The 24,346-nt window shown below is 59.7% G+C and carries 30 protein-coding genes; 16 read left to right on the forward strand and 14 right to left on the reverse strand.

What is annotated here, in order from left to right:
• The first annotated feature begins 100 nt into the window (after positions 1 to 100).
• The 12 genes from ACR0NN_RS13715 to ACR0NN_RS13770 are packed head-to-tail and all read left to right on the forward strand — an operon-like array spanning position 101 to position 9,296.
• On the forward strand, positions 101 to 700 hold the full coding sequence (locus ACR0NN_RS13715; protein ID WP_480684883.1) for a head-tail connector protein: 600 nt from the start codon (positions 101 to 103) through the stop codon (positions 698 to 700).
• Positions 697 to 1,035, forward strand: coding sequence for a phage head closure protein (locus tag ACR0NN_RS13720; RefSeq protein WP_170724055.1), 339 nt, complete (start codon positions 697 to 699; stop codon positions 1,033 to 1,035). The genes ACR0NN_RS13715 and ACR0NN_RS13720 overlap by 4 nt, the downstream gene beginning before the upstream one ends.
• Positions 1,032 to 1,445 carry a DUF3168 domain-containing protein gene (locus ACR0NN_RS13725; RefSeq protein ID WP_170724071.1) on the forward strand — a complete coding sequence of 138 codons (414 nt, stop codon included), beginning with the start codon at positions 1,032 to 1,034 and terminating at the stop codon, positions 1,443 to 1,445. Before ACR0NN_RS13720 ends, ACR0NN_RS13725 begins: the two co-directional genes overlap by 4 nt.
• Before the next feature lie 20 nt (positions 1,446 to 1,465).
• Positions 1,466 to 1,879, forward strand: coding sequence for a phage major tail protein, TP901-1 family (locus ACR0NN_RS13730; RefSeq protein ID WP_170374021.1), 414 nt, complete (start codon positions 1,466 to 1,468; stop codon positions 1,877 to 1,879).
• On the forward strand, positions 1,879 to 2,193 hold the full coding sequence (locus tag ACR0NN_RS13735) for a gene transfer agent family protein (RefSeq protein ID WP_170724073.1): 315 nt from the start codon (positions 1,879 to 1,881) through the stop codon (positions 2,191 to 2,193). Before ACR0NN_RS13730 ends, ACR0NN_RS13735 begins: the two co-directional genes overlap by 1 nt.
• Positions 2,190 to 2,399, forward strand: a complete 210-nt coding sequence (locus ACR0NN_RS13740) for a rcc01693 family protein (RefSeq protein ID WP_170724079.1) — start codon at positions 2,190 to 2,192, stop codon at positions 2,397 to 2,399. Before ACR0NN_RS13735 ends, ACR0NN_RS13740 begins: the two co-directional genes overlap by 4 nt.
• Positions 2,386 to 3,048, forward strand: a complete 663-nt coding sequence (locus ACR0NN_RS13745; protein ID WP_170724087.1) for a phage tail tape measure protein — start codon at positions 2,386 to 2,388, stop codon at positions 3,046 to 3,048. Before ACR0NN_RS13740 ends, ACR0NN_RS13745 begins: the two co-directional genes overlap by 14 nt.
• A gap of 12 nt (positions 3,049 to 3,060) precedes the next feature.
• Positions 3,061 to 3,693, forward strand: coding sequence for a DUF2460 domain-containing protein (locus ACR0NN_RS13750; protein ID WP_170724121.1), 633 nt, complete (start codon positions 3,061 to 3,063; stop codon positions 3,691 to 3,693).
• The gene (locus ACR0NN_RS13755) at positions 3,693 to 4,577 is read left to right on the forward strand and encodes a baseplate hub domain-containing protein (protein WP_170724123.1); all 885 of its coding nucleotides are present in this window, start codon (positions 3,693 to 3,695) and stop codon (positions 4,575 to 4,577) included. The genes ACR0NN_RS13750 and ACR0NN_RS13755 overlap by 1 nt, the downstream gene beginning before the upstream one ends.
• A complete protein-coding gene (locus tag ACR0NN_RS13760; RefSeq protein ID WP_170724126.1) occupies positions 4,577 to 5,017 on the forward strand; it encodes an NlpC/P60 family protein in 441 nt (146 codons plus the stop codon). The genes ACR0NN_RS13755 and ACR0NN_RS13760 overlap by 1 nt, the downstream gene beginning before the upstream one ends.
• Positions 5,017 to 9,003 (forward strand): baseplate multidomain protein megatron, encoded by a 3,987-nt coding sequence (locus ACR0NN_RS13765; protein WP_170724135.1) that lies wholly within the window; start codon positions 5,017 to 5,019, stop codon positions 9,001 to 9,003. The genes ACR0NN_RS13760 and ACR0NN_RS13765 overlap by 1 nt, the downstream gene beginning before the upstream one ends.
• Complete coding sequence (locus ACR0NN_RS13770; protein ID WP_480684888.1) at positions 9,000 to 9,296, forward strand: DUF7742 family protein; 297 nt, start codon at positions 9,000 to 9,002, stop codon at positions 9,294 to 9,296. The genes ACR0NN_RS13765 and ACR0NN_RS13770 overlap by 4 nt, the downstream gene beginning before the upstream one ends.
• Here the strand turns inward: ACR0NN_RS13770 and ACR0NN_RS13775 are convergent.
• Positions 9,277 to 9,615, reverse strand: coding sequence for a TraR/DksA C4-type zinc finger protein (locus tag ACR0NN_RS13775; protein WP_170686148.1), 339 nt, complete (start codon positions 9,613 to 9,615; stop codon positions 9,277 to 9,279). The genes ACR0NN_RS13770 and ACR0NN_RS13775 overlap by 20 nt on opposite strands.
• 86 nt (positions 9,616 to 9,701) lie before the next feature.
• Here ACR0NN_RS13775 and cysE point away from each other — a divergent pair, with 86 nt between their 5' ends.
• Positions 9,702 to 10,511, forward strand: coding sequence for a serine O-acetyltransferase (gene cysE, locus ACR0NN_RS13780; protein WP_170686147.1), 810 nt, complete (start codon positions 9,702 to 9,704; stop codon positions 10,509 to 10,511).
• A gap of 71 nt (positions 10,512 to 10,582) precedes the next feature.
• Here cysE and ACR0NN_RS13785 read toward each other — a convergent pair whose 3' ends face one another.
• Genes ACR0NN_RS13785 through pdhA form a run of 4 tightly spaced genes read right to left on the reverse strand, consistent with a single transcriptional unit; the run spans position 10,583 to position 14,523 of the window.
• Positions 10,583 to 11,884: a pyruvate dehydrogenase complex dihydrolipoamide acetyltransferase gene (locus ACR0NN_RS13785; protein ID WP_170724138.1), complete on the reverse strand. Its 1,302-nt coding sequence runs from the start codon at positions 11,882 to 11,884 to the stop codon at positions 10,583 to 10,585.
• A gap of 1 nt (position 11,885) precedes the next feature.
• Positions 11,886 to 12,146, reverse strand: a complete 261-nt coding sequence (locus ACR0NN_RS13790; RefSeq protein ID WP_170724153.1) for a hypothetical protein — start codon at positions 12,144 to 12,146, stop codon at positions 11,886 to 11,888.
• Positions 12,146 to 13,519: a pyruvate dehydrogenase complex E1 component subunit beta gene (locus tag ACR0NN_RS13795; protein WP_170724155.1), complete on the reverse strand. Its 1,374-nt coding sequence runs from the start codon at positions 13,517 to 13,519 to the stop codon at positions 12,146 to 12,148. The genes ACR0NN_RS13790 and ACR0NN_RS13795 overlap by 1 nt, the downstream gene beginning before the upstream one ends.
• Before the next feature lie 14 nt (positions 13,520 to 13,533).
• Complete coding sequence (gene pdhA / locus ACR0NN_RS13800; RefSeq protein ID WP_170686143.1) at positions 13,534 to 14,523, reverse strand: pyruvate dehydrogenase (acetyl-transferring) E1 component subunit alpha; 990 nt, start codon at positions 14,521 to 14,523, stop codon at positions 13,534 to 13,536.
• A gap of 204 nt (positions 14,524 to 14,727) precedes the next feature.
• Between pdhA and ACR0NN_RS13805 the strand changes: the two genes are divergently transcribed.
• Positions 14,728 to 15,414 carry a sulfotransferase family 2 domain-containing protein gene (locus ACR0NN_RS13805; protein WP_170724158.1) on the forward strand — a complete coding sequence of 229 codons (687 nt, stop codon included), beginning with the start codon at positions 14,728 to 14,730 and terminating at the stop codon, positions 15,412 to 15,414.
• A 45-nt stretch (positions 15,415 to 15,459) separates the two neighbouring features.
• Here ACR0NN_RS13805 and ACR0NN_RS13810 read toward each other — a convergent pair whose 3' ends face one another.
• On the reverse strand, positions 15,460 to 15,759 hold the full coding sequence (locus tag ACR0NN_RS13810) for a septum formation initiator family protein (protein ID WP_170724160.1): 300 nt from the start codon (positions 15,757 to 15,759) through the stop codon (positions 15,460 to 15,462).
• 122 nt (positions 15,760 to 15,881) lie between these two features.
• Positions 15,882 to 17,072: a phosphoglycerate kinase gene (locus tag ACR0NN_RS13815; RefSeq protein WP_170724162.1), complete on the reverse strand. Its 1,191-nt coding sequence runs from the start codon at positions 17,070 to 17,072 to the stop codon at positions 15,882 to 15,884.
• 136 nt (positions 17,073 to 17,208) lie between these two features.
• Between ACR0NN_RS13815 and ACR0NN_RS13820 the strand changes: the two genes are divergently transcribed.
• Positions 17,209 to 17,715 (forward strand): peptidylprolyl isomerase, encoded by a 507-nt coding sequence (locus ACR0NN_RS13820; RefSeq protein ID WP_170686140.1) that lies wholly within the window; start codon positions 17,209 to 17,211, stop codon positions 17,713 to 17,715.
• Positions 17,708 to 18,256 (forward strand): peptidylprolyl isomerase, encoded by a 549-nt coding sequence (locus tag ACR0NN_RS13825; RefSeq protein WP_170724164.1) that lies wholly within the window; start codon positions 17,708 to 17,710, stop codon positions 18,254 to 18,256. The genes ACR0NN_RS13820 and ACR0NN_RS13825 overlap by 8 nt, the downstream gene beginning before the upstream one ends.
• 39 nt (positions 18,257 to 18,295) lie before the next feature.
• On the opposite strand, the gene ACR0NN_RS13830 is transcribed toward ACR0NN_RS13825, so the two are convergent.
• From ACR0NN_RS13830 to ACR0NN_RS13860, 7 genes are all read right to left on the reverse strand, one after another.
• On the reverse strand, positions 18,296 to 19,138 hold the full coding sequence (locus tag ACR0NN_RS13830; RefSeq protein WP_170724166.1) for an alpha/beta fold hydrolase: 843 nt from the start codon (positions 19,136 to 19,138) through the stop codon (positions 18,296 to 18,298).
• Between the two features lie 100 nt (positions 19,139 to 19,238).
• Positions 19,239 to 19,928 (reverse strand): aquaporin Z, encoded by a 690-nt coding sequence (aqpZ, locus tag ACR0NN_RS13835; protein WP_170724171.1) that lies wholly within the window; start codon positions 19,926 to 19,928, stop codon positions 19,239 to 19,241.
• Positions 19,929 to 20,034: 106 nt separating this feature from the next.
• Positions 20,035 to 20,814 carry a HalD/BesD family halogenase gene (locus ACR0NN_RS13840; RefSeq protein WP_170724174.1) on the reverse strand — a complete coding sequence of 260 codons (780 nt, stop codon included), beginning with the start codon at positions 20,812 to 20,814 and terminating at the stop codon, positions 20,035 to 20,037.
• 119 nt (positions 20,815 to 20,933) lie between these two features.
• Positions 20,934 to 21,434: a polymer-forming cytoskeletal protein gene (locus ACR0NN_RS13845; protein WP_170585092.1), complete on the reverse strand. Its 501-nt coding sequence runs from the start codon at positions 21,432 to 21,434 to the stop codon at positions 20,934 to 20,936.
• Complete coding sequence (locus ACR0NN_RS13850) at positions 21,424 to 22,749, reverse strand: DUF5930 domain-containing protein (RefSeq protein WP_170724176.1); 1,326 nt, start codon at positions 22,747 to 22,749, stop codon at positions 21,424 to 21,426. The genes ACR0NN_RS13845 and ACR0NN_RS13850 overlap by 11 nt, the downstream gene beginning before the upstream one ends.
• Positions 22,750 to 22,927: 178 nt before the next feature.
• Positions 22,928 to 23,746, reverse strand: coding sequence for a ferritin-like domain-containing protein (locus ACR0NN_RS13855; protein ID WP_170724267.1), 819 nt, complete (start codon positions 23,744 to 23,746; stop codon positions 22,928 to 22,930).
• Positions 23,747 to 23,831: 85 nt separating this feature from the next.
• Positions 23,832 to 24,293 carry a peroxiredoxin family protein gene (locus ACR0NN_RS13860; RefSeq protein ID WP_170724179.1) on the reverse strand — a complete coding sequence of 154 codons (462 nt, stop codon included), beginning with the start codon at positions 24,291 to 24,293 and terminating at the stop codon, positions 23,832 to 23,834.
• Positions 24,294 to 24,346 lie beyond the last annotated feature (53 nt).

Here is a 24,346-nt window from a genome sequence, read left to right on the forward strand (position 1 = left end):
GTCTAGCTGCTCCCCTCCGTCCGAGCAACGTGGGGCGGCGCGTGCCCGTCAATTCCTGAAGTTACGGCCCCGGAGGGGTCCGAGATTGCGGAGTAAATGGATGATGTTGATCGAAGAAACCGCCATCGCGGATGCGGCGCTGCCGGTGGATCAGTTCAAGGCGCATCTGAGGCTGGGCACGGGCTTTGCTGAGGATGATGTACAAGATGAGGTGCTGAAGAGTTTTCTGCGCGCGGCCCTTGCGGCGATCGAGGCGCGGACTGGCAAGGTGCTGATCGAGCGCGATTTTTCCTGGAGCTTGAACGGCTGGCGCGACCCGGCGGGCGAGGTGCTGCCAGTGGCACCGGTGGGTGCAATTGGAGCTGTTACGCTGACGGATGCGGCTGGGGCCGAGACCGCGTTGGATGCAGCGACCTTCCGGTTGGAGCGCGATGCACAGCGCCCTCGATTGCGTTCGACGGGCTCGTGTTTGCCCAAGGTGCAGACCGGTGGTTCGGCTAAGATTGTTTTCACGGCTGGAATGGCTGCGGATTGGGGCGGATTGCCCGCTGATCTGGGCCAGGCCGTGCTGCTGTTGGCGGCGCATTATTACGAATATCGCGATGAGACGGCGCTGGGCGCGTGGTGCATGCCATTTGGTGTCACCAGTCTGATCCAGCGTTATCGAACAGTGCGCTTCGGCGCAGGGGTGACGCAATGAGCGCGCCGCGGTTGAACCGAAAGCTGGTGCTGGAGGCCCCGGTGCGCAGCGCGGACGGCGCGGGCGGCTATACCGAGACATGGGCTGCGCTGGGCGCGCTTTGGGCCGAGGTGACGGCACGTAGCGGGGCGGAACGCGCGGTCGGTGGTGCCTCGGTGTCGCGGGTTGGCTATCGGATCGTAGTCCGGGGCGCACCCGAGGGATCATCTATGCGGCCCACGCCTGATCAGCGATTTGTTGAGGGCGCGCGCCGGTTTGTCATTCGTGCAGTGGCCGAGCGCGATCTGCGCGGCCAGTACCTGACCTGTTTTGCAGATGAAGAGGTGGCGGCATGAGCTATGGCGTTGCAGCCGCTTTGCAGGCGGCGGTGTTTCAACAATTGGCGGGCGATGCGCAGGTCAGCACCCATTCGGGTGGTGCGATCTATGACGCGGTGCCTTCGGGAGTGTTGCCGCAAACTTACGTGGCACTTGGCCCGGAAGAGGTGCGCGACGCGTCGGACCGATCGGGCGCAGGCGCGGTGCATCGGTTCACGGTCTCGGTGGTGTCCGAGGCGGCAGGGTTTGGCGCGGCCAAGACGCTGGCGGGGGCCGTGTGTGACGCGCTGGAAGACGTGGCGTTGACATTGGACCGAGGCCATCTGGTGGGGCTGTGGTTTGAACGCGCTAGCGCCCGGCGCACGGGAACCGGCGGTGCAATCCGCCAGATCGATCTGAGATTCCGCGCCCGCGTGGAAGACGACTAAGCAATCAACGGAGAGAGCATATGGCTGCCCAGAACGGAAAAGACCTGTTGGTCAAAGTGGATATGAACGGCACCGGCCTGTTCGAGACCATCGCGGGGCTGCGCGCCACGCGGATCAGTTTCAACGCGGAAAGCGTGGATGTCACCAGCCTGGAAAGCCAGGGCGGGTGGCGTGAGCTGCTGTCGGGGGCGGGGGTCAAATCGGCCTCGATCTCGGGCTCGGGCGTATTCAAGGATGAAGGCACGGATGAGCGTGCGCGTCAGCTGTTCTTTGACGGTGAGACGCCTGGGTTTCAGGTGATCATCCCTGATTTTGGCATCGTCGAAGGGCCGTTTCAGGTGAGCAGTATCGAATATGCGGGCTCGCATAACGGCGAGGCGACCTATGAGATGAGCATGGCAAGTGCCGGTGCGCTGAGCTTTACGGCGCTCTGATGGCCAATCCGTGGACGGGCGAGGTGGCGCTGACCATCGATGGGGAGCAGCGGGTGCTCAAGCTGACGTTGGGTGCTTTGGCGGAATTGGAACAAGAGCTGCAGGCCGGGTCTTTGGTCGAGCTGGTGCAGCGGTTTGAAGGCGGGGCTTATTCCAGCGGGGATGTGCTGGCGTTGCTGGTCGCTGGGTTGCGCGGCGGTGGGGCCGAGGTCACCCGCGATGATCTGCTGCACGCCGAGATCGCGGGCGGGCCGATGGCGGGGGCCAAGGCGGCAGCCGAGTTGCTGGCGCGGGCCTTCATGGTGCCCGAGTGAGCGGGTTCGACTGGCCCGTGCTGATGCGGGCCGGGTTTCTCGGCCTGCGCCTGACGCCGGATCAGTTTTGGCGTCTGACCCCGGTCGAGCTGCGGCTGATGCTGGGGCAGGGCGCGGGGATGCCTGCGATGAACCGGGCGGGGCTGGATGCGCTGCTGGCGGCCTATCCGGACAAGACACAAGGAGAGCGTGATGACGGATCGTGAAGGTTTTGACGACCTGCAGGAGCGGGGAGAGGCGCTGGGTGATGCGTTGGGCGACGCCGCGACAATGGCATCAGCGTTTGATGGCCAGATGCGGCGGATCAGGGCGGCGTTTGAAGAGACTGGCAAAGATGTGGCCACGTTGGAGCGTGGCATGTCGGGCGGGTTGCGCAAGGCGTTTGATGGCGTGGTGCTGGACGGAATGAACCTGTCGGGCGCGCTGGATGTGCTGAAGAACTCGATGATCCGCACGGCCTATTCGGCGGCAATCAAGCCGGTGACGGATCACTTTGGCGGGATGCTTGCCAACGGGGTTGGCAGTCTGGTGCAGGGCATTTTGCCGTTTGCCGATGGCGGCAGTTTTTCCCAGGGCCGGGTGATGCCGTTTGCCAATGGTGGCATCGTCAGCAGCCCGACCATGTTCCCGATGCGTGGTGGCACCGGGTTAATGGGTGAGGCTGGTCCCGAGGCGATCATGCCGCTGGCGCGCGGCGCGGATGGCAAGCTGGGCGTGCGGACACAAGGCGGGGGCCGGGCGGTGAATGTGGTGATGAATATCTCCACACCCGATGTGCAGGGATTCCGCCGCTCGCAGGGTCAGATCGCCGCGCAGATGAGCCGCGCCTTGGGCCGTGGCAATCGCAACAGATAAAGGGAGCAGGTGATGAATTTCCATGAGGTGAGATTTCCTGCCAGCCTGAGTTTCGGTTCAGTTGGCGGGCCAGAGCGGCGCACGGATATTGTGACGCTGGCGAATGGGTTTGAGGAACGCAACACGCCCTGGGCGCATTCGCGCAGACGCTATGATGCGGGTCTGGGGATGCGGTCGCTGGACGATGTCGAGACGTTGATCTCGTTCTTTGAGGCGCGGCAGGGCCAGATGTTCGGGTTTCGCTGGAAGGACTGGTCGGATTTCAAGTCGGGCGCAGCAACGGCTGAGGTCGACAAGGGCGATCAGGTGATCGCGCGGGGCGATGGTGAGACGACCGATTTTCAGCTGATCAAGACCTACAGCTCGGGCGGGTTCAGCTATGTGAGGCCGATCCTGAAGCCGGTACTGGGCACTGTGACACTGGGGCTGGATCAGGACGCGCAGCGTGAGGGTGTGGATTTCGAGGTTGATCTGGCGACCGGGCGCGTGATGCTCTCGGCCCCGCCGCCTGAGCAGGTCGAGATTACAGCCGGGTTTGAGTTCGACGTTCCGGTTCGGTTCGACACCGACAAGATCCAGACCAGCGTGGCCAGCTTTCAGGCCGGTGACGTGCCAAATGTGCCGGTGGTCGAGGTACGGGTCTAATGAGCGGGGACAAACAGGCGCTGCAGGCGCATTTACAAAGCGGGCTGACCACCACCTGCCGTTGCTGGGCCATCACGCGCAGCGATGGACAGGTCTATGGCTTCACGGATCACGATATGGAGCTGCGCTTTGACGATCTTGTCTTCAAGGCCAGCACCGGTTTGACGGCCGCGGCGATTGAGCAAGCGACGGGCTTGTCGATCGACAATTCCGAGGCGATGGGCGCGCTGTCTGATGCCTCGGTCCGGGAAGAGGATATCGAGGCGGGGCGCTTTGATGGGGCCGAGGTGCGGGCCTGGCTGGTCAACTGGGCCGATCCAGAGCAGAGGGTGCTGCAGTTTCGCGGCTCGATTGGCGAGTTGCGGCGCGCGGGCGGGGCGTTTCATGCGGAACTGCGCGGGTTAACCGATCTGCTGAACCGGCCTTTGGGGCGGATTTATCAGAAGCCCTGTACGGCTGTGCTGGGCGATAACGACTGCCGGTTTGCCCTTGAGACACCGGGCTATCGTGCCGAGGCCGTAATTGCCTCATTGGATGGTGCGGCGTTGCGTTTGCGAGGCGCAGAAAGTTCTGACGCAGGATGGTTCGAGCGCGGCAGGCTGGATGTGCTGGACGGGGCGGCGCAGGGCCTCTGGGCGTCGATCAAGCTGGATGAACCGGTTCGAGATGGGCGGGATGTCACGGTGTGGTCAACGATCGGCAGCGGATTGGCGGTCGGCGACCGGGTTCAGCTGACTGCCGGGTGCGACAAGCGCATGACCACGTGCCAGTTGAAATTCAACAACATGCTGAACTTTCAGGGTTTCCCGGATTTGCCGCATGAAGATTGGGTCATGGCCGTACCCAAGCGCAGCAGTCAGCACAGAGGGGGGAGCAGACGGTGATGCGGACAAAACAAGACATCGTGGACGAGGCACGCGGATGGCTGGGTACGCCTTATGTGCATCAGGCCTCGGTGCGTGGCGCGGGTGCGGATTGCCTGGGCCTGCTGCGGGGTGTTTGGCGCGCTGCAGTGGGGCATGAGCCCGAAGCGGTGCCGGTCTACAGCATGGACTGGTCCGAGCCGCAGGGTGAGGAACGCATGTGGGCCGCCGCCCGTCGTCATCTGATCGAGAAATCACCCGAGGAGATGGCCTTGGGCGATGTGCTGCTGTTTCGGATGCGGGATGCGGCGGTCGCCAAACATCTGGGTATTGTGAGTGCCCATGACCCGACGCGGTTCATCCACGCCTATACTGGGCATGGGGTTGTTGAAAACACGCTGAGCGAGCCGTGGCGTCGCCGCGTTGTCGCTTGCTTTGAATTCCCGCTGGAGGACCTCTGATGGCTACAATAGTTCTGTCTGCCGCCGGGGCGGCAATTGGGGGCTCGATCGGGGGCTCGGTTGCGGGTCTGTCGACGGCGGTGATTGGGCGCGCTGTAGGCGCGACGTTGGGCCGGGTTATCGATAACCGCCTGATGGCAAGCCAATCCGTGATGGGCGGCGGCAGCGAGGTGGTTGAGACCGGCCGTCTGGATCGCTTTCGCCTGACCGAAACCGGTGAAGGCGCGCCAATTGCAACGGTGTTTGGCCGCATGCGGGTTGGCGGGCAGGTCATCTGGGCCTCGGACTTTCTGGAAACCCGCTCGACTTCGACCTCGACCCAAACTTCGGGTGGTGGCGGTGGCGGCAAAGGCAAGCCGAAGCCCGTCGAAGTGACGACGACTACGACGACCCATAGCTACAGCTATTCGGCATCACTGGCGATTGCTGTCGGCGCAGGCGAGGTTGCGGATGTCACGCGCGTTTGGGCCGATGGCGAAGAGGTTGAGCGTAGAACGCTGAACATGCGGATCTATCACGGGGATCATGAGCAACTGCCCGATCCACTAATCGAAGCGGTCGAAGGGGCAGGAACAGTGCCTGCCTATCGCGGCACGGCCTATGTGGTGATCGAAGATCTGGCGCTGGGCCCCTTTGGCAACCGGGTGCCGCAGTTTTCGTTCGAGGTGGTGCGGCAGGAACAGGACGGATTGCCGGATGCCGAAGATGCACTGTCTCGGGCCGTCAAGGGTGTGGCCTTGATGCCGGGGACGGGCGAGTACGCGCTGGCGGCGTCACAGGTCAATTACACTAAGGGCCGGGGGCGCAGTTGGGCAGCGAATGTCAATTCGCCGTCGGGCAAGTCCGATCTTGTGACCTCGACCCGCGCGCTGAGCCGCGAATTGCCGGGATGCGAGGCGGCCTCATTGATTGTGTCGTGGTTCGGTGATGATTTGCGCTGCGGGGAATGCCAGATCCGCCCCAAAGTTGAGCGCAAGAATATCGAAGGCGCAAACATGCCCTGGAGCGTTTCGGGTCTGTCCCGCGCAGCGGCTGGGCAGGTGAAATGGGAGGATGGTCGCCCGGTCTATGGCGGCACGCCGGCGGATAGGGCGGTCGTGCAGGCGATCCAGCACCTGAAAGCACAAGGCAAACGGGTCATGTTTTACCCGTTCATTCTGATGGAGCAGTCCGAGGGCAACGGCCTGCCCGATCCCTGGTCGGATGCGCCGGATCAGCCGCATTTGCCATGGCGAGGGCGGATTACGCTGGATGTTGCTCCGGGCCGGCCGGGCTCACCCGATCAGACCGCAGGTGCGGATGCGCAGGTGGTGGCGTTCTTTGGCACGGCGCGGGCTTCGCACTTTACCGTCGGCAACGGGAACGTGGCCTACAGCGGCCCCGGTGAATGGGGCTTGCGGCGGTTCATTCTGCATTACGCGGCCTTGTGTAAGGCGGCGGGCGGCGTTGAGTCGTTCTGTATCGGCTCGGAAATGCGCGGGCTGACGCAAATCCGGGGCGCGTCGGGCTTTGCGGCGGTTGAGGAGCTGCGGTCTCTGGCGGCAGACGTGCGCGTGATTTTGGGGCCGGAGACCAAGATCGGCTACGCCGCTGACTGGACCGAGTATTTCGGATATCAGCCGCAAGACGGCAGCGGAGACCGGTATTTTCACCTCGATCCGCTTTGGGCCGATGAGAACATAGATTTCGTCGGTATCGATAATTACATGCCACTGTCTGATTGGCGGGATGGCGCCTCGCATCTGGATGCCGAGGCGTCGAACGGGTCGATCTACGATCTGGACTATCTGCGCGGCAATATCGAAGGCGGCGAGGGGTATGATTGGTACTATGCCTCGCCCGAGGAAGCTGAAGCGCAGATACGCAGCCCGATCACGGATGAGGCGCATGGCGAACCATGGGTTTGGCGGTACAAGGATGTTCGTAACTGGTGGGCCAACCGACATCATGAGCGGATCGGGGGCGTACGGCAGGAAATCCCAACGGATTGGGTGCCGGAGGCCAAGCCGATGTGGTTCACCGAACTGGGCTGCGCGGCCATCGACAAGGGGACCAACCAGCCGAACAAGTTTCTTGACCCGAAATCATCGGAATCGGATTTGCCGAATTATTCCAATGGTGTGCGGGACGACTTTATTTTGGTTCAGTACCTCCGGGCCATCCTTGGCTATTGGGGTGATCCTGAAATCAACCCGGTCTCGGACATCTATGACGGTCCGATGGTGGACATGTCGAACGCCTTTGTCTGGGCCTGGGATGCGCGTCCGTTTCCAACCTTCCCGAACCTGCGGTCGCAATGGTCGGATGGAGATAACTATGCGCGTGGGCATTGGCTGAACGGGCGATCCGGGTCGCGGACTTTGGCCTCGGTCGTGACTGAGATTTGCCATGCGGCGGGGGTGACGGCGATTGATGTGTCCGAGCTCTACGGTGTAGTGCGCGGTTACGCGGTTGAGGACGTAATGAACGCTCGGCAGGCCTTGCAGCCGCTGATGCTGCGCTATGGGTTCGATGCGATCGAGCGGGACGGGGTTCTGAAGTTCCGAACCCGCGATGGGCGTCGGGCCGTTGACATTGATCCCGAGCAGATCGCCATCAGCGCGGATATCGACGGGTCAGTAGAACATCGCCGCGAGGCTGAGGCCGAGATGACCGGGCGTGTGCGTCTGCGGTTCGTCCAGTCGGATGCGGACCATGATGTGGTCGCGGAAGAGGCTGTTTTGCCGGACGACAGAACTCATGCGGTTGCGGTCAACGAAATGCCCCTGTCAATGACCCGCGCTGAGGGGCGGCAAACGGTCGAGCGCTGGCTGAGCGAATCTCGCATTTCGAGAGATACGGCGCGCTTTGCTCTGCCGCCATCGCTGTTGAATGTCGGGGCCGGGGATGTGGTGCGTCTGCCGGATGCCGGGGACGGAGCCCTTTATCGGATCGACCGGTTGGAACAGGCCGAGATGCAGTTGGCGGATGCGGTACGCATCGAACCCGAAGTTTATACGCCTTCTGATGTGCTGGATGATGTGGCGGCGGCCAAGCCGTTCATCGCTCCGGTGCCGGTTCTGCCGGTGTTCCTGGACCTGCCATTGATCACCGGGTCGGAAGCGCCGCACGCGCCCTATCTGGCAATCTCGGCCGAGCCGTGGCCCGGTAACGTGGCTGTCTATTCGGCCGCTCAGGATGAGGACTATACGCTGCATCAGGTGATCGCGGGGCAGGCGGTGATCGGGTTCACTGAAACGCCTTTGCGACGCGCTGGCGCTGGGCTTTGGGATGAAGGGGCGGCGCTGCGGGTCAATCTGATTGATGGCGTGCTGGAGTCTCGTCCCCGCTCGGCGCTCTTAAGCGGGGCAAATCTGGCCGCCATCGGAGATGGGACGCCGGGCAATTGGGAAGTGTTTCAGTTCTCGGATGCGACCTTGCAGGAGACTGGCATCTACGACCTGTCTGGCCGATTGCGCGGGCAGCTGGGGACAGATGCCCTGATACCTGATGTCTGGCCTGAAGGATCCACCTTTGTGCTGCTGGATGAACGTGTCTATCAGACCGGATTGCTGCGCACGGAACGACGCGTGGCAAAGCATTATCGCATCGGTCCTGCAACCCGCGGCTATGAGGATCCGGCCTATGTGCATCTGGTCGAAGCGTTTGATGGCAACGGACTAAGACCTTATGCGCCTGCGCATTTGCGATTCGCTGGGTCTGCCGCTGGCGATGACATCTCATGGGTGCGCCGGACACGGATTGATGGCGACGATTGGGGTGCGCTGGATGTGCCTTTGGGGGAAGAAAGCGAATCCTACTTGATCCGGGTCTTCGCCGACGGAGCGTTGGTGCGTGAAACGGTCGTGAGCAGTCCAGCGTGGCAGTATTCTACCGCAATGAAAGCAGATGACGGGGTGTCTGGACCTTACGACATTGCAGTCGCGCAGGTTTCAGCGACCTATGGGCCCGGCGCGTTTGCGCGCCTTTCGGTCGGCGTACAGTGAAGCCGGTTCTGCATGGAGACATCAGCGCGGCGGCGCGGGCCTTATTGGCCGTGCCGCTGCCCGAGCGTGACCGGCTCAGTACGCTTATGATAACTGAGGCAGAGACAGCAGATCAGCATGTCGTCCGAACCGGGCGGCTGCATCCTATTTACGGAAATGGCTCACTTATGGCGGCTGCGCGCAGCCGACCTCTGGCAGATGAGCCGAGATTCGACGATCTAGATTATTGTCAGTGTTTCGAGATGGTTCTGCGAAAATTGATCCGGTTTCAGACTAGCCAGAGGCGCAGCTGACGCATTTTGAAGCGGCGAGGTCCAATTCCAGCCGTCCGCGTGCAATTTCCTCGCCGCAGTCCTCGCAATAGCCGAATTCGCCTTCATCCATTCGGATCAGAGCGGCCTGAAGCCGATGCACTTCGGTGTCGCGCCGGGCTTGCTGAGCCTTGGCCATGGCCTGATTTTGCAGGGCGTCCATTCGGCTGAGCCGACCCACTGCCTGTTGATCCAGTTCCACAACGGATTGCGCATCCTGTCCGGCGGCTGATTGTGCCTCGAGATCGCTTAGCCGCTGGCTGATAAGTTGTCGGAAATGTTCAAGATCGGCCGAGTTCATTTTTTGTTGTAATGCATATCAAGGGTTTGCGTTTGGCATTTTTACGACTAGATGGCTATTCTAAGCGCAGCAAAGGATGAAAAGCCATGTTTGAAACGCGCAGCCGAGTGACACCTGTGGACCCTGTTTGGGATCGCATCACTTCTGAGGCCCACGCCGCAGTTGAAAAAGAGCCCTTGATGGGTGGGTTGGTGCATGCCTGTATCCTGCACCATCGCAGCCTGGAAAGGGCATTATCCTATCGTATCTCGGCCAAGCTGTGTTCGAACGAAATGTCGATGATGGTGCTGCGCGAGATCGTGGATGAGGCCTATGCCGATGACAAATCACTGATCGAAGCCGCGCGCGCCGACCTGATGGCCGTGTATGAGCGTGATCCGGCGTGCCATCGCCTGTTGCAACCGATCCTTTATTTCAAAGGGTATCAGGCAATGCAGGCCTATCGTGTGGCGCATTGGTTATGGAAGAAGGGGCGGCATGATCTGGCTTATTTCTTTCAGATGCGCTCATCCGAGATATTCGGGATCGATATCCATCCTGCGGCCCGCATTGGGAAAGGCATCATGATCGACCATGCGCATTCCATCGTGATCGGTGAGACTGCGGTTGTGGGTGACAATGTGTCGATGCTGCATTCGGTGACGCTGGGCGGGACCGGCAAAGAAGAAGAACAGCGCCATCCCACCATTGGTGACGGCGTTCTGATCGGCGCGGGCGCCAAGGTGCTGGGTAATATCGAGGTCGGCCATTGCAGCCGTATCGCCGCTGGTTCGGTGGTTCTGCAAGAGGTTCCGGCGTGCACGACCGTTGCTGGTATTCCCGCCAAGATCGTGGGCGAGGCCGGGTGCGATCAGCCGTCGATCTCGATGGATCATATGCTGGGGAAAGACCAGTAATTAATAGTTAATAGACGAAAAAGGCCGCCTCGTGGATCGAGGCGGCCTTTTTTGTGCGTGTAATGATAGGCTTAGGCCAGCATAACCATCGGGTTTTCCAGATTGTCGACGATGGCTTGCAGCAGCTGAGCGCCAAGCGCGCCGTCGATGACCCGGTGATCGACTGACATGGTGACGGACATGACGGTCGCGACCGTCAGTTCCCCGTCATCTCCGACGACGGGTTTCTTGAGCCCGGTGCCGACTGCGAGAATGCCTGCGTGTGGCGGGTTCACGATGGCGTCGAAGTTGTCGATGCCGAACATGCCGAGGTTCGAGACAGCGAAAGTGCCGCCCTGATACTCATGCGGGGCCAGCTTGCGTTCGCGGGCGCGACCGGCGAGGTCTTTCATCTCGGTCGAGAGCGCGGAAAGCGACTTGGTGTCGGCGTCCTGTAGAACCGGCGTGAACAACCCGCCTTCAATCGCGACTGCAACAGCAACGTCCGAGGGCTTCAGTTGCAGAACACGGTCGCCCGCCCAGACGGCATTGCATTCGGGAACCTGCTGTAGCGCGTTGGCGACGGCTTTGATGATAAAGTCGTTGACGCTGAGTTTCACACCCCGGCCTTCGAGTTGCTTGTTCAGCTGGCTGCGGAATTTCAGCAGTGCATCCAGCTTGATATCCCGGCGCAAGTAGAAGTGCGGGATTGTCTGCTTCGCCTCGGACAGACGTGCGGCGATGGTCTTGCGCATGCCGTCGAGTTGAATTTCTTCGTATTCGCGTCCCTCGTACATCCGAACGACCATGTCGGCTGACGGGCCGGGCGGAGCAGCGGCAGGTGCTGGTGCAGCGGCGGCAGCCGCCGGGGCGGGCGCGGATGCTGTTGCACCTTCGACATCTGCCTTGACGATGCGGCCATGTGGACCCGAACCGGCAATCTGCGTGAGGTCGAGGCCTTTTTGCGCGGCAATACGACGGGCCAGTGGCGAGGCAAAGATGCGTCCACCGTCGGCCTTGGCAGGCGCAGCCGTGGCAGGGGCAGGGGCGGGCGCCTCGGGTGCCGCTGGCGCGGCAGCCTCGTTGCCCGCGGCGGCTGGTGCAGCCGCGGGAGCTGCGGCAGGCGTGGCCGCGATATCATCGGCGCTTTCGCCCTCTTCCAGCAGAACTGCGATGGCAGTGTTGACCTTGACCCCTTCGGTGCCTTCGGCAATCAGAATCTTGCCGACGACGCCTTCGTCAACGGCCTCAAATTCCATCGTGGCCTTGTCGGTTTCGATCTCGGCCAGCAGATCACCGGAGGAGACTGTGTCGCCTTCTTTGACGAGCCATTTAGCAAGCGTGCCTTCCTCCATTGTTGGGGACAGGGCGGGCATCAGGATTTCGGTGGGCATCTCAGCGCTCCTCAATCAAAGTAATTTGGTCAAAGGGCGCCCTTGGGCGCCCGGTGCCGCGTGCGAGCGTCGCAATCGCAGCCTCGATTTTATCTTTGTTTTCAGCCATCCAGACATAGGCCGTCTGGTGAGAAGGGCGCGCGCCGATCAACCGCATATCCGCCGCTAGCCGTTCAGGCACAAGCGCCCGCACGGTCCGGTCGTCGAGATTGACCTCGACGCGGTAGCATTCGGTTGCTGGATCGCGGCCCCTGATCTCCATTACCGGTAGGTCACCTGCTTGACTGCCGCGATCACCTCTTCCGTGGTGATCAGCGCTAGTTTTTCCAGGTTCGCGGCATAGGGCATCGGAACATCCTTGCCGGTGCAGTTGATGACCGGCGCGTCGAGATAGTCGAACGCTTCCTGCATCACGACCGAGCTGATGTAACTGCCGACCGAGCCTTGCGGCCAGCCTTCTTCGACAGTCACCAGACGGTTGGTTTTCATCACCGAGTTGATGATCGCGCCAGTGTCCATTGGACGGATGGTACGCAGGTCGATCACTTCGGCGCTGATGCCTTCTTCGGCCAATTTGTCTGCGGCTTCGAGCGCGTATTGCATGCCGATGCCAAAGCTGACGATCGTTACATCCGAGCCTTCGCGCCAGATGCGGGCCTTGCCCAGTGGGATGGTCAGGTCATCCACCTGCGGCATGTCAAAGGAGCGACCGTAGAGGATTTCGTTTTCCAGGAAGACCACCGGGTTGGGGTCGCGGATCGCTGATTTCAGTAGGCCTTTGGCATCCGCAGCCGAGTAGGGCATGACGACTTTCAGGCCCGGGATCTGCATGTACCACGCCGCGTAGTCCTGCGAGTGCTGGGCTGCCACGCGCGCGGCGGCACCGTTGGGGCCCCGGAACACGATCGGGCAACCCATCTGGCCACCGGACATATAGAGCGTCTTGGCGGCAGAGTTGATGATTTGGTCAATCGCCTGCATGGCGAAGTTGAAGGTCATGAACTCGACAATCGGTTTCAGGCCACCAAAGGCCGATCCAACCGCGATACCGGCGAAACCGTGCTCGGTGATCGGGGTGTCGATCACGCGCTTGGCGCCGAATTCGTCCAGCAGACCTTGGGAGATTTTATACGCGCCCTGATATTCGGCGACTTCTTCACCCATCAGGTAGACGTCTTCGTCGCCGCGCATTTCCTCGGCCATCGCGTCGCGCAATGCTTCGCGAACGGTTTCAGATTTCATCTCGGCATCCGCAGGCCAGTCGGGCGACAAGTCCACCGCCGGAGCTGCGGGGGCCGCTGCGACGGGTGCGGGGGCCTCAACCGCCGCTGGGGCGGCCTCGGCTACCGCAGCGGCTACAGGAGCAGCCGCGGGCAGGGCAGAGGCGTCTTCACCTTCTTCGACCAGGATTGCGATGGGGGTGTTGACCTTGACCCCTTCGGTGCCTTCAGCGATCAGGATTTTGCCGACGATGCCTTCATCGACGGCTTCGAACTCCATCGTGGCCTTGTCGGTTTCGATCTCGGCCATGATGTCTCCGGACGATACGGTGTCGCCTTCCTTGACCAGCCATTTGGCCAGCGTGCCTTCCTCCATGGTAGGCGAAAGGGCGGGCATGAGAATTTCGGTTGCCATGTCTAGTCGTCCTCTCAGGCGTAGATATCTGTCCAGAGCTCTTCAACAGAAGGCTCGGGGCTTTCTTTCGAGAATTCAGCGGCTTGATTGACGATCTCTTTGATTTCTTTGTCGATCGCCTTCAGATCATCCTCGGTCGCATGTTTGCCGGTCAGCAGCAGTTCGCGCACATGTTCGATGGGGTCGCTTTGCTCGCGAACCTTTTGAACTTCTTCGCGCGTGCGGTACTTGGCCGGGTCTGACATCGAGTGGCCGCGATAGCGGTAGGTTTTAACCTCAAGGATGTATGGGCCTTTGCCCGCGCGGCAGTGCGCGACGGCCTTTTCTCCGGCAGCTTTGACCGCCAGTACGTCCATGCCATCTACAATCTCGCCGGGGATGCCGAACGCTTCGCCACGGTGGTAGATGTCTTTGGTCGAGGTTGAACGCGCCTGCGAGGTGCCCATGGCGTATTGGTTGTTCTCGATCACGAAGACAACTGGCAGATCCCAGATCGCGGCCATGTTGAAGGTCTCGTAGACTTGGCCCTGGTTCGCCGCGCCGTCTCCGAAATAGGTGAAGGTGACGCCGCCATTCTCTTTATACTTGTCGGCAAAGGCCAGACCCGCACCCAGCGGGACCTGAGCGCCAACGATACCGTGGCCACCATAGAAGTGCTTCTCTTTCGAGAACATGTGCATCGAGCCGCCCTTGCCCTTAGACAGGCCGCCTTCGCGCCCGGTAAGCTCGGCCATCACGCCGCCCGGTTCCATGCCGCAGGCCAGCATATGACCGTGATCACGATAGGAGGTAATCCGCTTGTCACCGTCCTGGGCTGCAGCCTCAAGGCCAACAACGACCGCCTCTTGCCCGATGTAAAGGTGGCAGAACCCACCGATCAGACCCATGCCATAAAGTTGGCCGGCCTTTTCTTCGAATCGGCGGATCAGCAACATCTCGCGGTAGTAGGTCTTGAGTTCTTCCGCAGAAACATTTGGTTTCTTTGTGGTTTTTCGCGCAGCCATCGTGGCGATCTCCCCCTCTCGGACAGATAGTTTAGCGTTAAACTATCTCATAAAGCATTTCGTTCCATCTGGCGAGTGCTAATGTGACGCGGGGGCAATACCTTGTGTTTTAACGCTGCCAGCCGATCAATTTGGGTAATTGAACCAACCACTATTTTGGTATTACCGAGAGGTAAGCAGTAAAGGTAATGCGGGCCGACGAAAATGATGATCCTAAGAGAGCCAAAGTTGGTATTCATAAAAACCAAGAAAACCGGAGGATCTTCTATCGAAATCACCCTTGGTCAACTATTGAGAGCAGGAGACTTCGCCTCTCCACTTACAAGAGAGGAAGAAAGCCTTCGAAGAGGCAAACGAAAGATAGTCCTGAACTCGGTGAAGATGCTCCGTGAGCGTGGAGGTGGTAAAATTCGGGTGCGAAATCCGCATGCCGGAATTGAAATTGTGAACGGTTACTTGTCCGATCTTGCCGACGGTTGCACCAGATTTTGCGTTGAGCGTAATCCATGGGACAAGGCCGTTTCGGCGTTCTATTTTTGGATGCACCAGCGAAAGACCGAGATTACGAACCCGACCGAACAGTTCGCACGGTTTTGCCGGGCACAGCTAAGATATTTTTCGGATTTCCACCTATATTCTGAAGAAGGACAGATCGCGGTCGATAGAGTGCTGCAGTATGACAACCTTCAAGAAGAATTCGACAGTTTCTTGAAAAGCTTGGGGATAGGTGGCGTCTCGTTGAGTGGGGTGCGGGCAAAATCCGGAATTCGACAATCCAGTAGATTCGAACAGTTTTACGGTGAGGATTGGAGCTTTAACACAGTAGAGCGAGTGGCCGACGTATTCCGCAAAGAAATTGATGTATTCGGCTACCAGATTCCAAAATCCTAAGGACTGAGAATATGGTGATTACCTTCTCAATCCAATTGCAATTAGTCAGCGAATGACAATCTCGTCCGCGCGGATCATGCCAAGTACCGAACGTGCCTGTTGGTCCAGCAGATCAAGGTCCAGATAGGTGTCAGACAGACGGCGGGTCAGGTTTTCCATCTGCGCGATCTCATTATTGAGCCGATCCAGGTCGCGGGACAGTGTGTCGCGTTCCGCTGCGATTTCCACCCGACGAAACAAACCGTAATCCCCCTGCACGGCGGCAAAGGTGAAATAAATTCCCAGCATGAAGGCAACCGAGAAGAAGATGAATGCCCCAAGACCGGGCCGATGGGAACGGGTCACTGTGTTAACCGCCGTATAACAAACTGCCTCAGAAACGTACCCTTAGCGGGTATCTCTACGCACTATGTCACAGGTGATTCGGCTTGTGAATCCCCTGTGACCAAAAAGCTGAGGTTTGGCGATTATTGGTCCAACGCCGCAACGCCCGGCAGGGTCTTGCCTTCCATCCATTCCAGGAAGGCGCCGCCAGCGGTGGAGATATATGAAAAATCAGCCGCCGCGCCCGAGGCATTCAATGCGGCGACCGTGTCACCCCCGCCTGCGACCGAGGTCAGTTTGCCTTCGCGCGTCAATGCGGCGGCTTTTAGCGCTGCAGCGTTGGTGGCGGCGTCAAACGGGGTCAGCTCGAACGCACCAAGCGGGCCGTTCCAGATCAGGGTCTGACTTTTCTCTAAAACCTCAGACACTGCCGCAACGCTTTCGGCACCGGCATCCAGGATCATCGCATCCGCGGGGCATTGGTCCGCAGGTAGTACCTGATGCGGGGCGTTGGCTTCGAAAACTTCTGCAACCACGATGTCGCGCGGCAAGACAATGGTGCAGCCTGCGGTTTCGGCTTTGCTCATGATGTCTGCGGCGGTGTCGGTCAACGCGTGTTCGGCCAGCGACTTGCCGATGTCGATCCCCTGGGCCAGCAGGAAGGTATTCGCCATACCTCCGCCAATGACTAGGTAATCGACCTTCTCGATCAGGTTGCCCAGCAGGTCCAGCTTGGTTGACACTTTCGCGCCGCCGACAACCGCCGTGACGGGCCGTTTGGGTGCACCCAGGGCGGCTTCAAGCGCGCTCAGTTCCTGTTGCATCAGGCGACCGGCACAGGCGGGCAGCAGACGCGCCAGTGCCTCGGTCGAACTGTGGGCCCGGTGCGCGGCTGAAAAAGCGTCGTTGCAGTAGATGTCGCCCAACTTGGCCATGCCTTGGGCAAGAGGGACGCTGTTCTTGGTTTCATCGGCCTGGAAGCGGGTGTTTTCGAGTAACAGAACCTGACCTTCAGCTAGGGCGGCAGCAGCGGTTTCCGCCTCATACCCAACGCAATCGCTGGCAAAGTGGACGGGGACCCCAAAGGCTGCTTCAAGCGCGGGTATCAGTTGCTTCAGTGACATCTCTGGAACATGGCGACCACCGGGGCGACCGAAATGGGCCAGAAGGATCGGTTTGCCGCCAGCGGCAAGGATATCGCGCACGGTCGGCACAATCCGTTGGATGCGAGTGTCATCGGTGACGACGCCGTCTGCGACAGGCACGTTGATATCTACCCGTACCAGAACCCGTTTTCCGTTCAGATCCATATCGTCCAGAGATTTCCAGCCCATCGCGTCTATCCTTGCCCATTACATCCAGTTTCAGGCGGTTCTTTTCCTGCATTTTGCCTTCAGGTCAATGCGTCACTTGGCATTCGCGCGTCCGCGTCATAGGTATTTGCGCAAGTTTCAAATACAGGAGGGCCAAATGGCCGAGATCAAAGACCCCGAAAACACGATCATCATCGAGTTGAAAGACGGCAATGTCGTCATCGAGCTGTTGCCGGACGTGGCCCCTCAGCATTCAGCCCGTATGAAAGAGCTGGCCCGTGGCGGTGAGTATGACAACGTCGCCTTCCACCGCGTGATTGACGGGTTCATGGCGCAAACCGGCGATGTGCAGCATGGTGACATGGAAGACGGGTTCAACATTCGTATGGCGGGCACTGGTGGTTCGTCGCTGCCGAACGTTCCGGCGGAGTTCTCGAAACTGCCTCATGATCGCGGCACGTTGGGCGCGGCGCGGTCGCAGAACCCGGATTCGGCCAACTCGCAGTTCTTCATCAATTTCAAGGACAATCACTTCTTGAACGGTCAGTACACCGTGTATGGCCGTGTCATCGATGGAATGGAGCATGTGGACGCCATCGTACGTGGTGAGCCGCCAGCAAGCCCTGACCGCATGATCAGCGTCAAGGTGGCCGCAGATGCATAAGCTGGCTGCTGCTTTTGCCCTGCTGGCCAGCCCAGCGCTGGCCACCGGCTTGGAGATCGAGATTGAGGGCGAGGGGGCCAATGGCACCGTTACCGTCGATCTATTCGAAGACCTTGCGCCCAAACATGTGGAACAAATCACCACCCTTGCCGCTGCAGGTCAGTATGATGGGGTGGTCTTTCACCGCGTGATCGATGGCTTCATGGCGCAGACCGGTGATGTTGAGTTTGGCCGTATCGGTGGCGATATGCGCCGCGCAGGCACCGGTGGTTCGGACCGTCCCGATTTGCCTGCCGAGTTCTCGGATTTCAACTATGACCGGGGCGTAGTGGGCATGGCGCGGGCGCAAGACCCCGACAGCGCCAATTCACAATTCTTCATCATGTTCGAACCCGGCCCGTTCCTGAACGGCCAGTATACGGTTGTGGGACAGGTCACCGGCGGTATGGACGTGGTTGATGCGATCAAGCGCGGAGACGGCCCGAACGGCGCCGTAATCGGCCAGCCAGACGCGATGAAAAAAGTTACCGTTACGGAATAACGGATAAGCCCGGCGTTGGCTGCAGCGCCGGGCTTCGCTCTATTGTTCGATAAAATCCCGGATTGCCTTGGTATATCCGGCTGCGTCCTGAAACGACGCGAAATGGCTCACATCCTCAAGAATGAGAAGATCGGCACCGGGGATCGCTTCAGCAATGGCCTTTGAATGCTCGGTCAGGATCGCTTCGTCATGGGCGCTTTGCACCACCAGAGTGGGAACAGTGACCGAGGCCAACCCCTCAAGACCGCCGGGTTTTTCCGTGGCCCACATGGCCGCGACCCCGCCGAGGAACTCTTCGAACTTGTCCGGTGTGGGTGACATCTGGGCATAGTCCTCGGCCATCATTCCGACATAGGCTCCAAAGACCTCATTGGTTTCAACCGACGGATCGATGCCATCCAATGAGACATTGCCCGCATGGGCAAAGTGGCTGGCCAGACGATCCGGATCGGTTGACGAGATCATGTAACCGATATTGGCCCCGTCCGACCAACCGACCAGATGAACCTTGTCGACATTCAGATGATCCAGCAGGGCCAGATAGTCCTGCGCCAGAAGGTCATATGCATAGGTGCTGCCATCATTGGTCGACCGTCCGTGGCCACGCGTGTCCGCGACGATGATCGGGTGATCCTGCGCAAGATCCGCCACCTGCGCCGCCCAGATATCCCCGTGCGCCAGACCGCCATGGATCATCAAGATCGGGGTGCCGTCACTGTTGCCATAAGTGGCGTAATACATGTCGATGCCGTTGACCGCAGCGGTGCCAGAGGTCGCGGCCTCGGGCATGGCCGGGGCCTCCGGAATAGTCATCCATTGCTCAGAGGCCCAGCCGGCCGAGGCCAGACAGCCCAGAAACACTGTTGTAGTGAGTGTGTTCATTGCGTCCTCCCAAATCATGGGCGCGACGGTTGCCGACGCCCTGCTGCGCGATGGTATCGCGATTTTCAGGGCGACGGGTAGATTTTATCTGTGCGCCAGATCAGTCGTCGTTGGTCATCGCTTTCCAGATCAGCGCGCCAATTGCGCCGCCAATCATCGGGGCCACCCAGAACAGCCAAAGCTGCGCCAGAGCCGGACCATCCGCAAACAGCGCAACACCTGTCGAGCGCGCGGGATTTACGGATGTGTTGGTCACAGGGATCGAGATCAGGTGGATCAGAGTCAGCCCCAAACCAATTGCAATCGGTGCAAACCCGGCAGGTGCGCCGCTTGAGGTCGCGCCCAGAATGATCACGATGAAGAACGCAGTCATCACGATTTCGATGACCAGAGCGGACATCATGGAATAGCCTTCGGGCGATGCCTCGCCATAGCCATTCGATGCGAACCCTCCGACGCCCTCAAACCCGGGCGCGCCGCTGACGATCAGGTATAGAACAGCCGCAGCTGCGATTGCGCCGATCACTTGGGCAATCCAGTAGGGGATCAGATCCTTGGCATCGAACCGTCCACCGATCATCAGCCCGAGGCTGACCGCAGGATTGAAATGCCCGCCCGAAATATGCCCGACCGCATAGGCCATGGTCAGAACCGTCAGACCAAAGGCAAAGGATACGCCCAGCCAGCCAATGCCTACATCGGCAACGCCCGCAGCCAGTACCGCGCTGCCGCAACCGCCTAGCACAAGCCAGAATGTGCCAAAGAATTCAGCCATGAGTTTTGATGACATGAAAAGTCCTCCAGAAAACAATAGCTTTAAGGTTAATTCAAAAATCGCTTTTTGTGAAACTAACGTCTGCGGGGATTTTTTCTGGCTCTTCCTCAGCGCCAGAAAACTATCCGGTGCGTCCGTAGAATGTTTGGCGAGCGCTTTCTGATAAGGAAATGCCGGGTTCGGTGTTATAGGCGAGCACCGCAAGGATGCGGGTTTGTTCGCCCTCGTTTGGAGCAACCCGGTGGATCGAGTTCCGGCCACGGAAGAATACCAAAGTTCCAGCCTCGGCGTCGAGCTGATAAACTTGGGTACGGCCATCAAGGATGTCGCCAACCGCGTCAAAGCTCATCTCACCAGCATCTGCATCGCGCACATCGCGGACATACTCAAAGGAACCGCCTTGTTCAGGCGGCTGAACCATCAGCGTGATCGCGAAGGAAGAGTTGTCGAAATGCCAGCCCAGCTCTTGCCCTTGCTCGGCAAAGTGGAGATTGATCGACGACAATGGATCGGCGTACTCAAACAGAGCGTCTTCTTCCAGCACATCGCATAGAAAGGCGCGGAATACATCGGAATCATATAGCGCACGAAGGGCAGAAGCCTCGGCAATCTGATCATCGGTCAAGCAACCCTTTGACGAGGTCACCAACCGGTTGCGCGGGTGCTCAGGGTTATAGGCGGGGTCCTGCGGGCTGAGGTAGACCGTGTGCTTCTCGGTCTTGGCATATACCTTATCTTTGTTTGCCAGACCCTCTGCCCGAATGGAGGATATCGCGCTCTCAGTCACGAAACCCGGCATCTCCAGCACACCATCGCGCTGATAGCTTTGTCTGAGCGTTGCGCGAAAGTCCGGGTTCTCGATCGGGTAGGTGGTGAGATCAACAATATCGGCCAGTTCCATCGGACCTCCATGCCGTTGACTGCGTCATACCCAATTGGTGTAGAACTTTCTCAGCACCCAAGAAACAAAAAACGCCGCGAACAGGATCGCGGCGTTTCTGTTGGACAGAAGTGTTTGTCTTACTGTTTGACTTCCGCTGCCGGATTGGCACCCGATTTGCCACTACGGCCTGGGTTCAGGGGGTCGTCCTGACGCTGGACCGAACCCTCGAAATGGGCGCCGCTTTCGATAGCGATGGTCTTGTGAATGATGTCGCCTTCGACGCGAGCGGTCGAGGTCAGGCGGACCTTAAGGCCACGTACGCGACCCACGATGCGGCCATTGACAACAACGTCGTCAGCGGTGACTTCGCCTTTGATGGTAGCAGTCTCGCCGATGGTCAGCAGGTGGGCGCGGATGTCGCCCTCGACAGTGCCCTCAACCTGGATATCGCCCGAGGTCTTCAAGTTGCCGGTGATGTGCAGATCCGAAGACAGGACCGATGCGGGCGGCTTGGGCTTGGGCGGAGTGCTGGCCTTGGTTTCAGCCGGTGCAGGGGCCGCGGGGGTGGCAGGTGCGGCCGGTTTTGCTGCCTCAGTCTCTTTCGATCCGGGTTCGTTGATTTTGCTCTTAGAAAACATTTCTCGCAGCCTTGATGTAAGTCATTGGGTTCACAGGTTTTCCGTTCACGCGCACCTCATAGTGCAGGTGTGTGCCGGTCGACCGTCCGGTGCTACCCATATCAGCAATATGATCCCCGCGCGAGACCCTTTGACCAACCTTTACGCGTATCTTGGTGTTATGAGCGTAAAGTGTCTCAATCCCGAACGCGTGCTTGATCTTAACCAGCCGTCCGAAGCCCGATTGCCAGCCTGCATGAGTTACAACACCATCGGCGGTCGCGAAGATATCGGTGCCTGAGGGGCCGGCAAAGTCCGCGCCATTATGCATGCGACGCCCGCCGGTCTTGGGGTCGCGACGGGTTCCGTAGCCGCTGGTAAAACGAACGGCGGCGCGTACAGGGCTGGCGAAGGGGGCCTTTTCGGCAGCGATGCGATAGAGGTTCAGCTGGTCCATCTGTTCCAGCAGGATATTGGCGCGGATCTGGTCGGGGGTCAGTTCCTCACCGCGTGTGCTCAGGGATAAAGGGGTCAGCGGACCGCCCATACCGCTATATCCGCGCCGAACTTCGTCGAGGATACGATCTGTTGGCATGCCCGCGCTGCGGAACATCTTGTCCAAAGGCTCAACCGAGATCAGCATCGCCTCTTCTAACTGGCGGAAAATCTCGTCGCTGCGTTCCTGCATCAGACGAATTTCCAGCTCAAGCTCGTCGCGTTCGTCCAGCGCGCCTTGGGCATCCGCGGCGATCTGGTCGCGTTGCGCTGCAGTCCGGGCCAGTGCGTCAGTCATGAATTCCATCTGTGCCGGGTTGGCAGATGCCATCATGTAAGCTGCGTCGCCATCTGTGCTGTTTTGCAGTTCCGCCAGCTCGGTCCGTGCGTCTTCGCGCTGTTTCATGGTCGCGCGCAAGGTGGTCTGGATGACGTCGATACCCGTTTCCAGCTCGCGGCGGCGGTTTTCGGATTCCAGCAATTCGGATTGCATGACCGAAATCTGTTCCAGCGCGGCATTGAACCTGTCATGGGCGGCCAAGGCTTCGGCCGCGCGCGCGTCGCGTTCCGCAGACAGGATGTTCAACCGCTCCTGATAGGTGGCTTGATCGCGTTTTGCCTGTTCTCTGAAATTGCCCGATCCGATGCTGTCCATCAGCAGGATCGACGTTGCGATGGCCGTCCATGCGACCATCACCGATACACCGGCGACGGCGGCGATCTGGGTTTCAGAACTCAGCCGGATGAACCGTGTATCATTGTCGGATTTCAGGAATACGCGGCGCTCTGGAAAGTGCCGCTCGAGCAGTGAGTGTAGTTTAATTGCCAGACGTGTCCGCACGCGTCCTACCTCAATTGTCCCCATATCTCGGAGCCGGTCGTGAGTGAGTAGCCGCTCCTTGACGCGATTGCATAAAGGGGACGGGCCAATCGGGCAAGTTTGTTAACCAATCAAGTGCTATGAACGGAGTTTTACCGCGTGTGATCGGCGAGAACTTGCCGATAACGCGCATCTACTGTCAGTCTGATACAACCCCGGGTGGTGGCAGGTCTTCAGTAAGCGGCCAATAGAAATCGGGCGGCAGCCCAGCCTCGGCGCGTTTTTCTTCGTTGAAGGGTGGTTTCAGCACGCCGTGAAAATAACGGCGGACGAGGGCATGGAACACATCCTTGGGATCGGCATTCTCGCGCCCGCAGAGAAAGTGAAACCATTTCGATCCATAGGCTACGTGGCCAACTTCTTCGGCATAGATCACTTCCAGCGCGGCGACGGCATCGTCGGCGTTCGCCTTGCGGAAGATGTCGATCATCCCGGGCGTCACGTCGAGCCCGCGTGCCTCAAGCACCATGGGAACGACGGCGAGTCGACCCATCAAGTCCTCGGCCGTGTCCTCGGCGGCTCGCCACATTCCGGCATGGGCGGGCAGGGCGCCATAATGGCTTCCCATGTGTTCCAGACAGTCGCAGACCATCTCGAAATGGCGCGACTCTTCCTCGGCGCATTTCACCCAATCGTCGTAGAAACCGATGGGCATTGGCACATGCCCAAACCGGGCGATGATGTCCCAGTGCAGATCAACGGCGTTCAATTCGATATGGGCAACGGCGTGCAACAGCGCGATACGACCAGCTTCTGACCCCGGCCTGCGCCGGGGTACATCGCGGGGCGATAACAGCTCGGGTTTATTGGGACGCGCAGGGTAAAGCGGAGGCTCGGCAGAGCCCACTTTGATCTTGGGTGCTTCGCCTTTTCGGGCTGCAAACCATTCGGCGGCATAGCGTTTGGACAGAGCAGTCTTCTCGCGCCCGACCGATGTGGTCAGAACCTCAGTCGCCATTTCGGTCAGTGTTTTTGACACGCTTGCCCCCTTACGCTGCAGTCCGCGCGGGTCATACCCTTGATGCCCGCGCGGGTCGAGGGGGTCAGAGTGCGCGCGCTGCCTCGAGCACTTCGTCCACGTGCCCGGGCACTTTTACCTTGCGCCAGACGCGGGCGATCTTGCCCTCAGCATCGATTAGAAAGGTCGAGCGTTCGATGCCCTTATACTTGCGCCCATACATGTTCTTTTCGACCCAGACGCCATAGTCCTCGCACACGGTCTGGCCGTCATCGGATAGCAGCGGCGTGGTCAGGCCGTGCTTGGCGACAAATTTGTCATGCTTGGCCACGGTATCGCGCGAAATGCCGAAAACGTTAGCGCCCGCATCCGCAAAGGCCTGCAGTTGTTCCGAGAAACCGATGGATTCCTTGGTGCAGCCCGGCGTATCATCGCGGGGATAGAAAAACAGAACGACTGCGCGGCCGCGCTGTTCCGACAGGGACACCTCGCCGCCACCGTCGCGGGGCAGAGTAAAGTCGGGTGCGATGTCTGAGACTTCGGGCATATTCAAACTCCGGCTGAGAAATTAACGGTTGCCATTTATCATAGGGCTCCGTT

The organism is Ruegeria sp. BA2, from assembly GCF_056539605.1.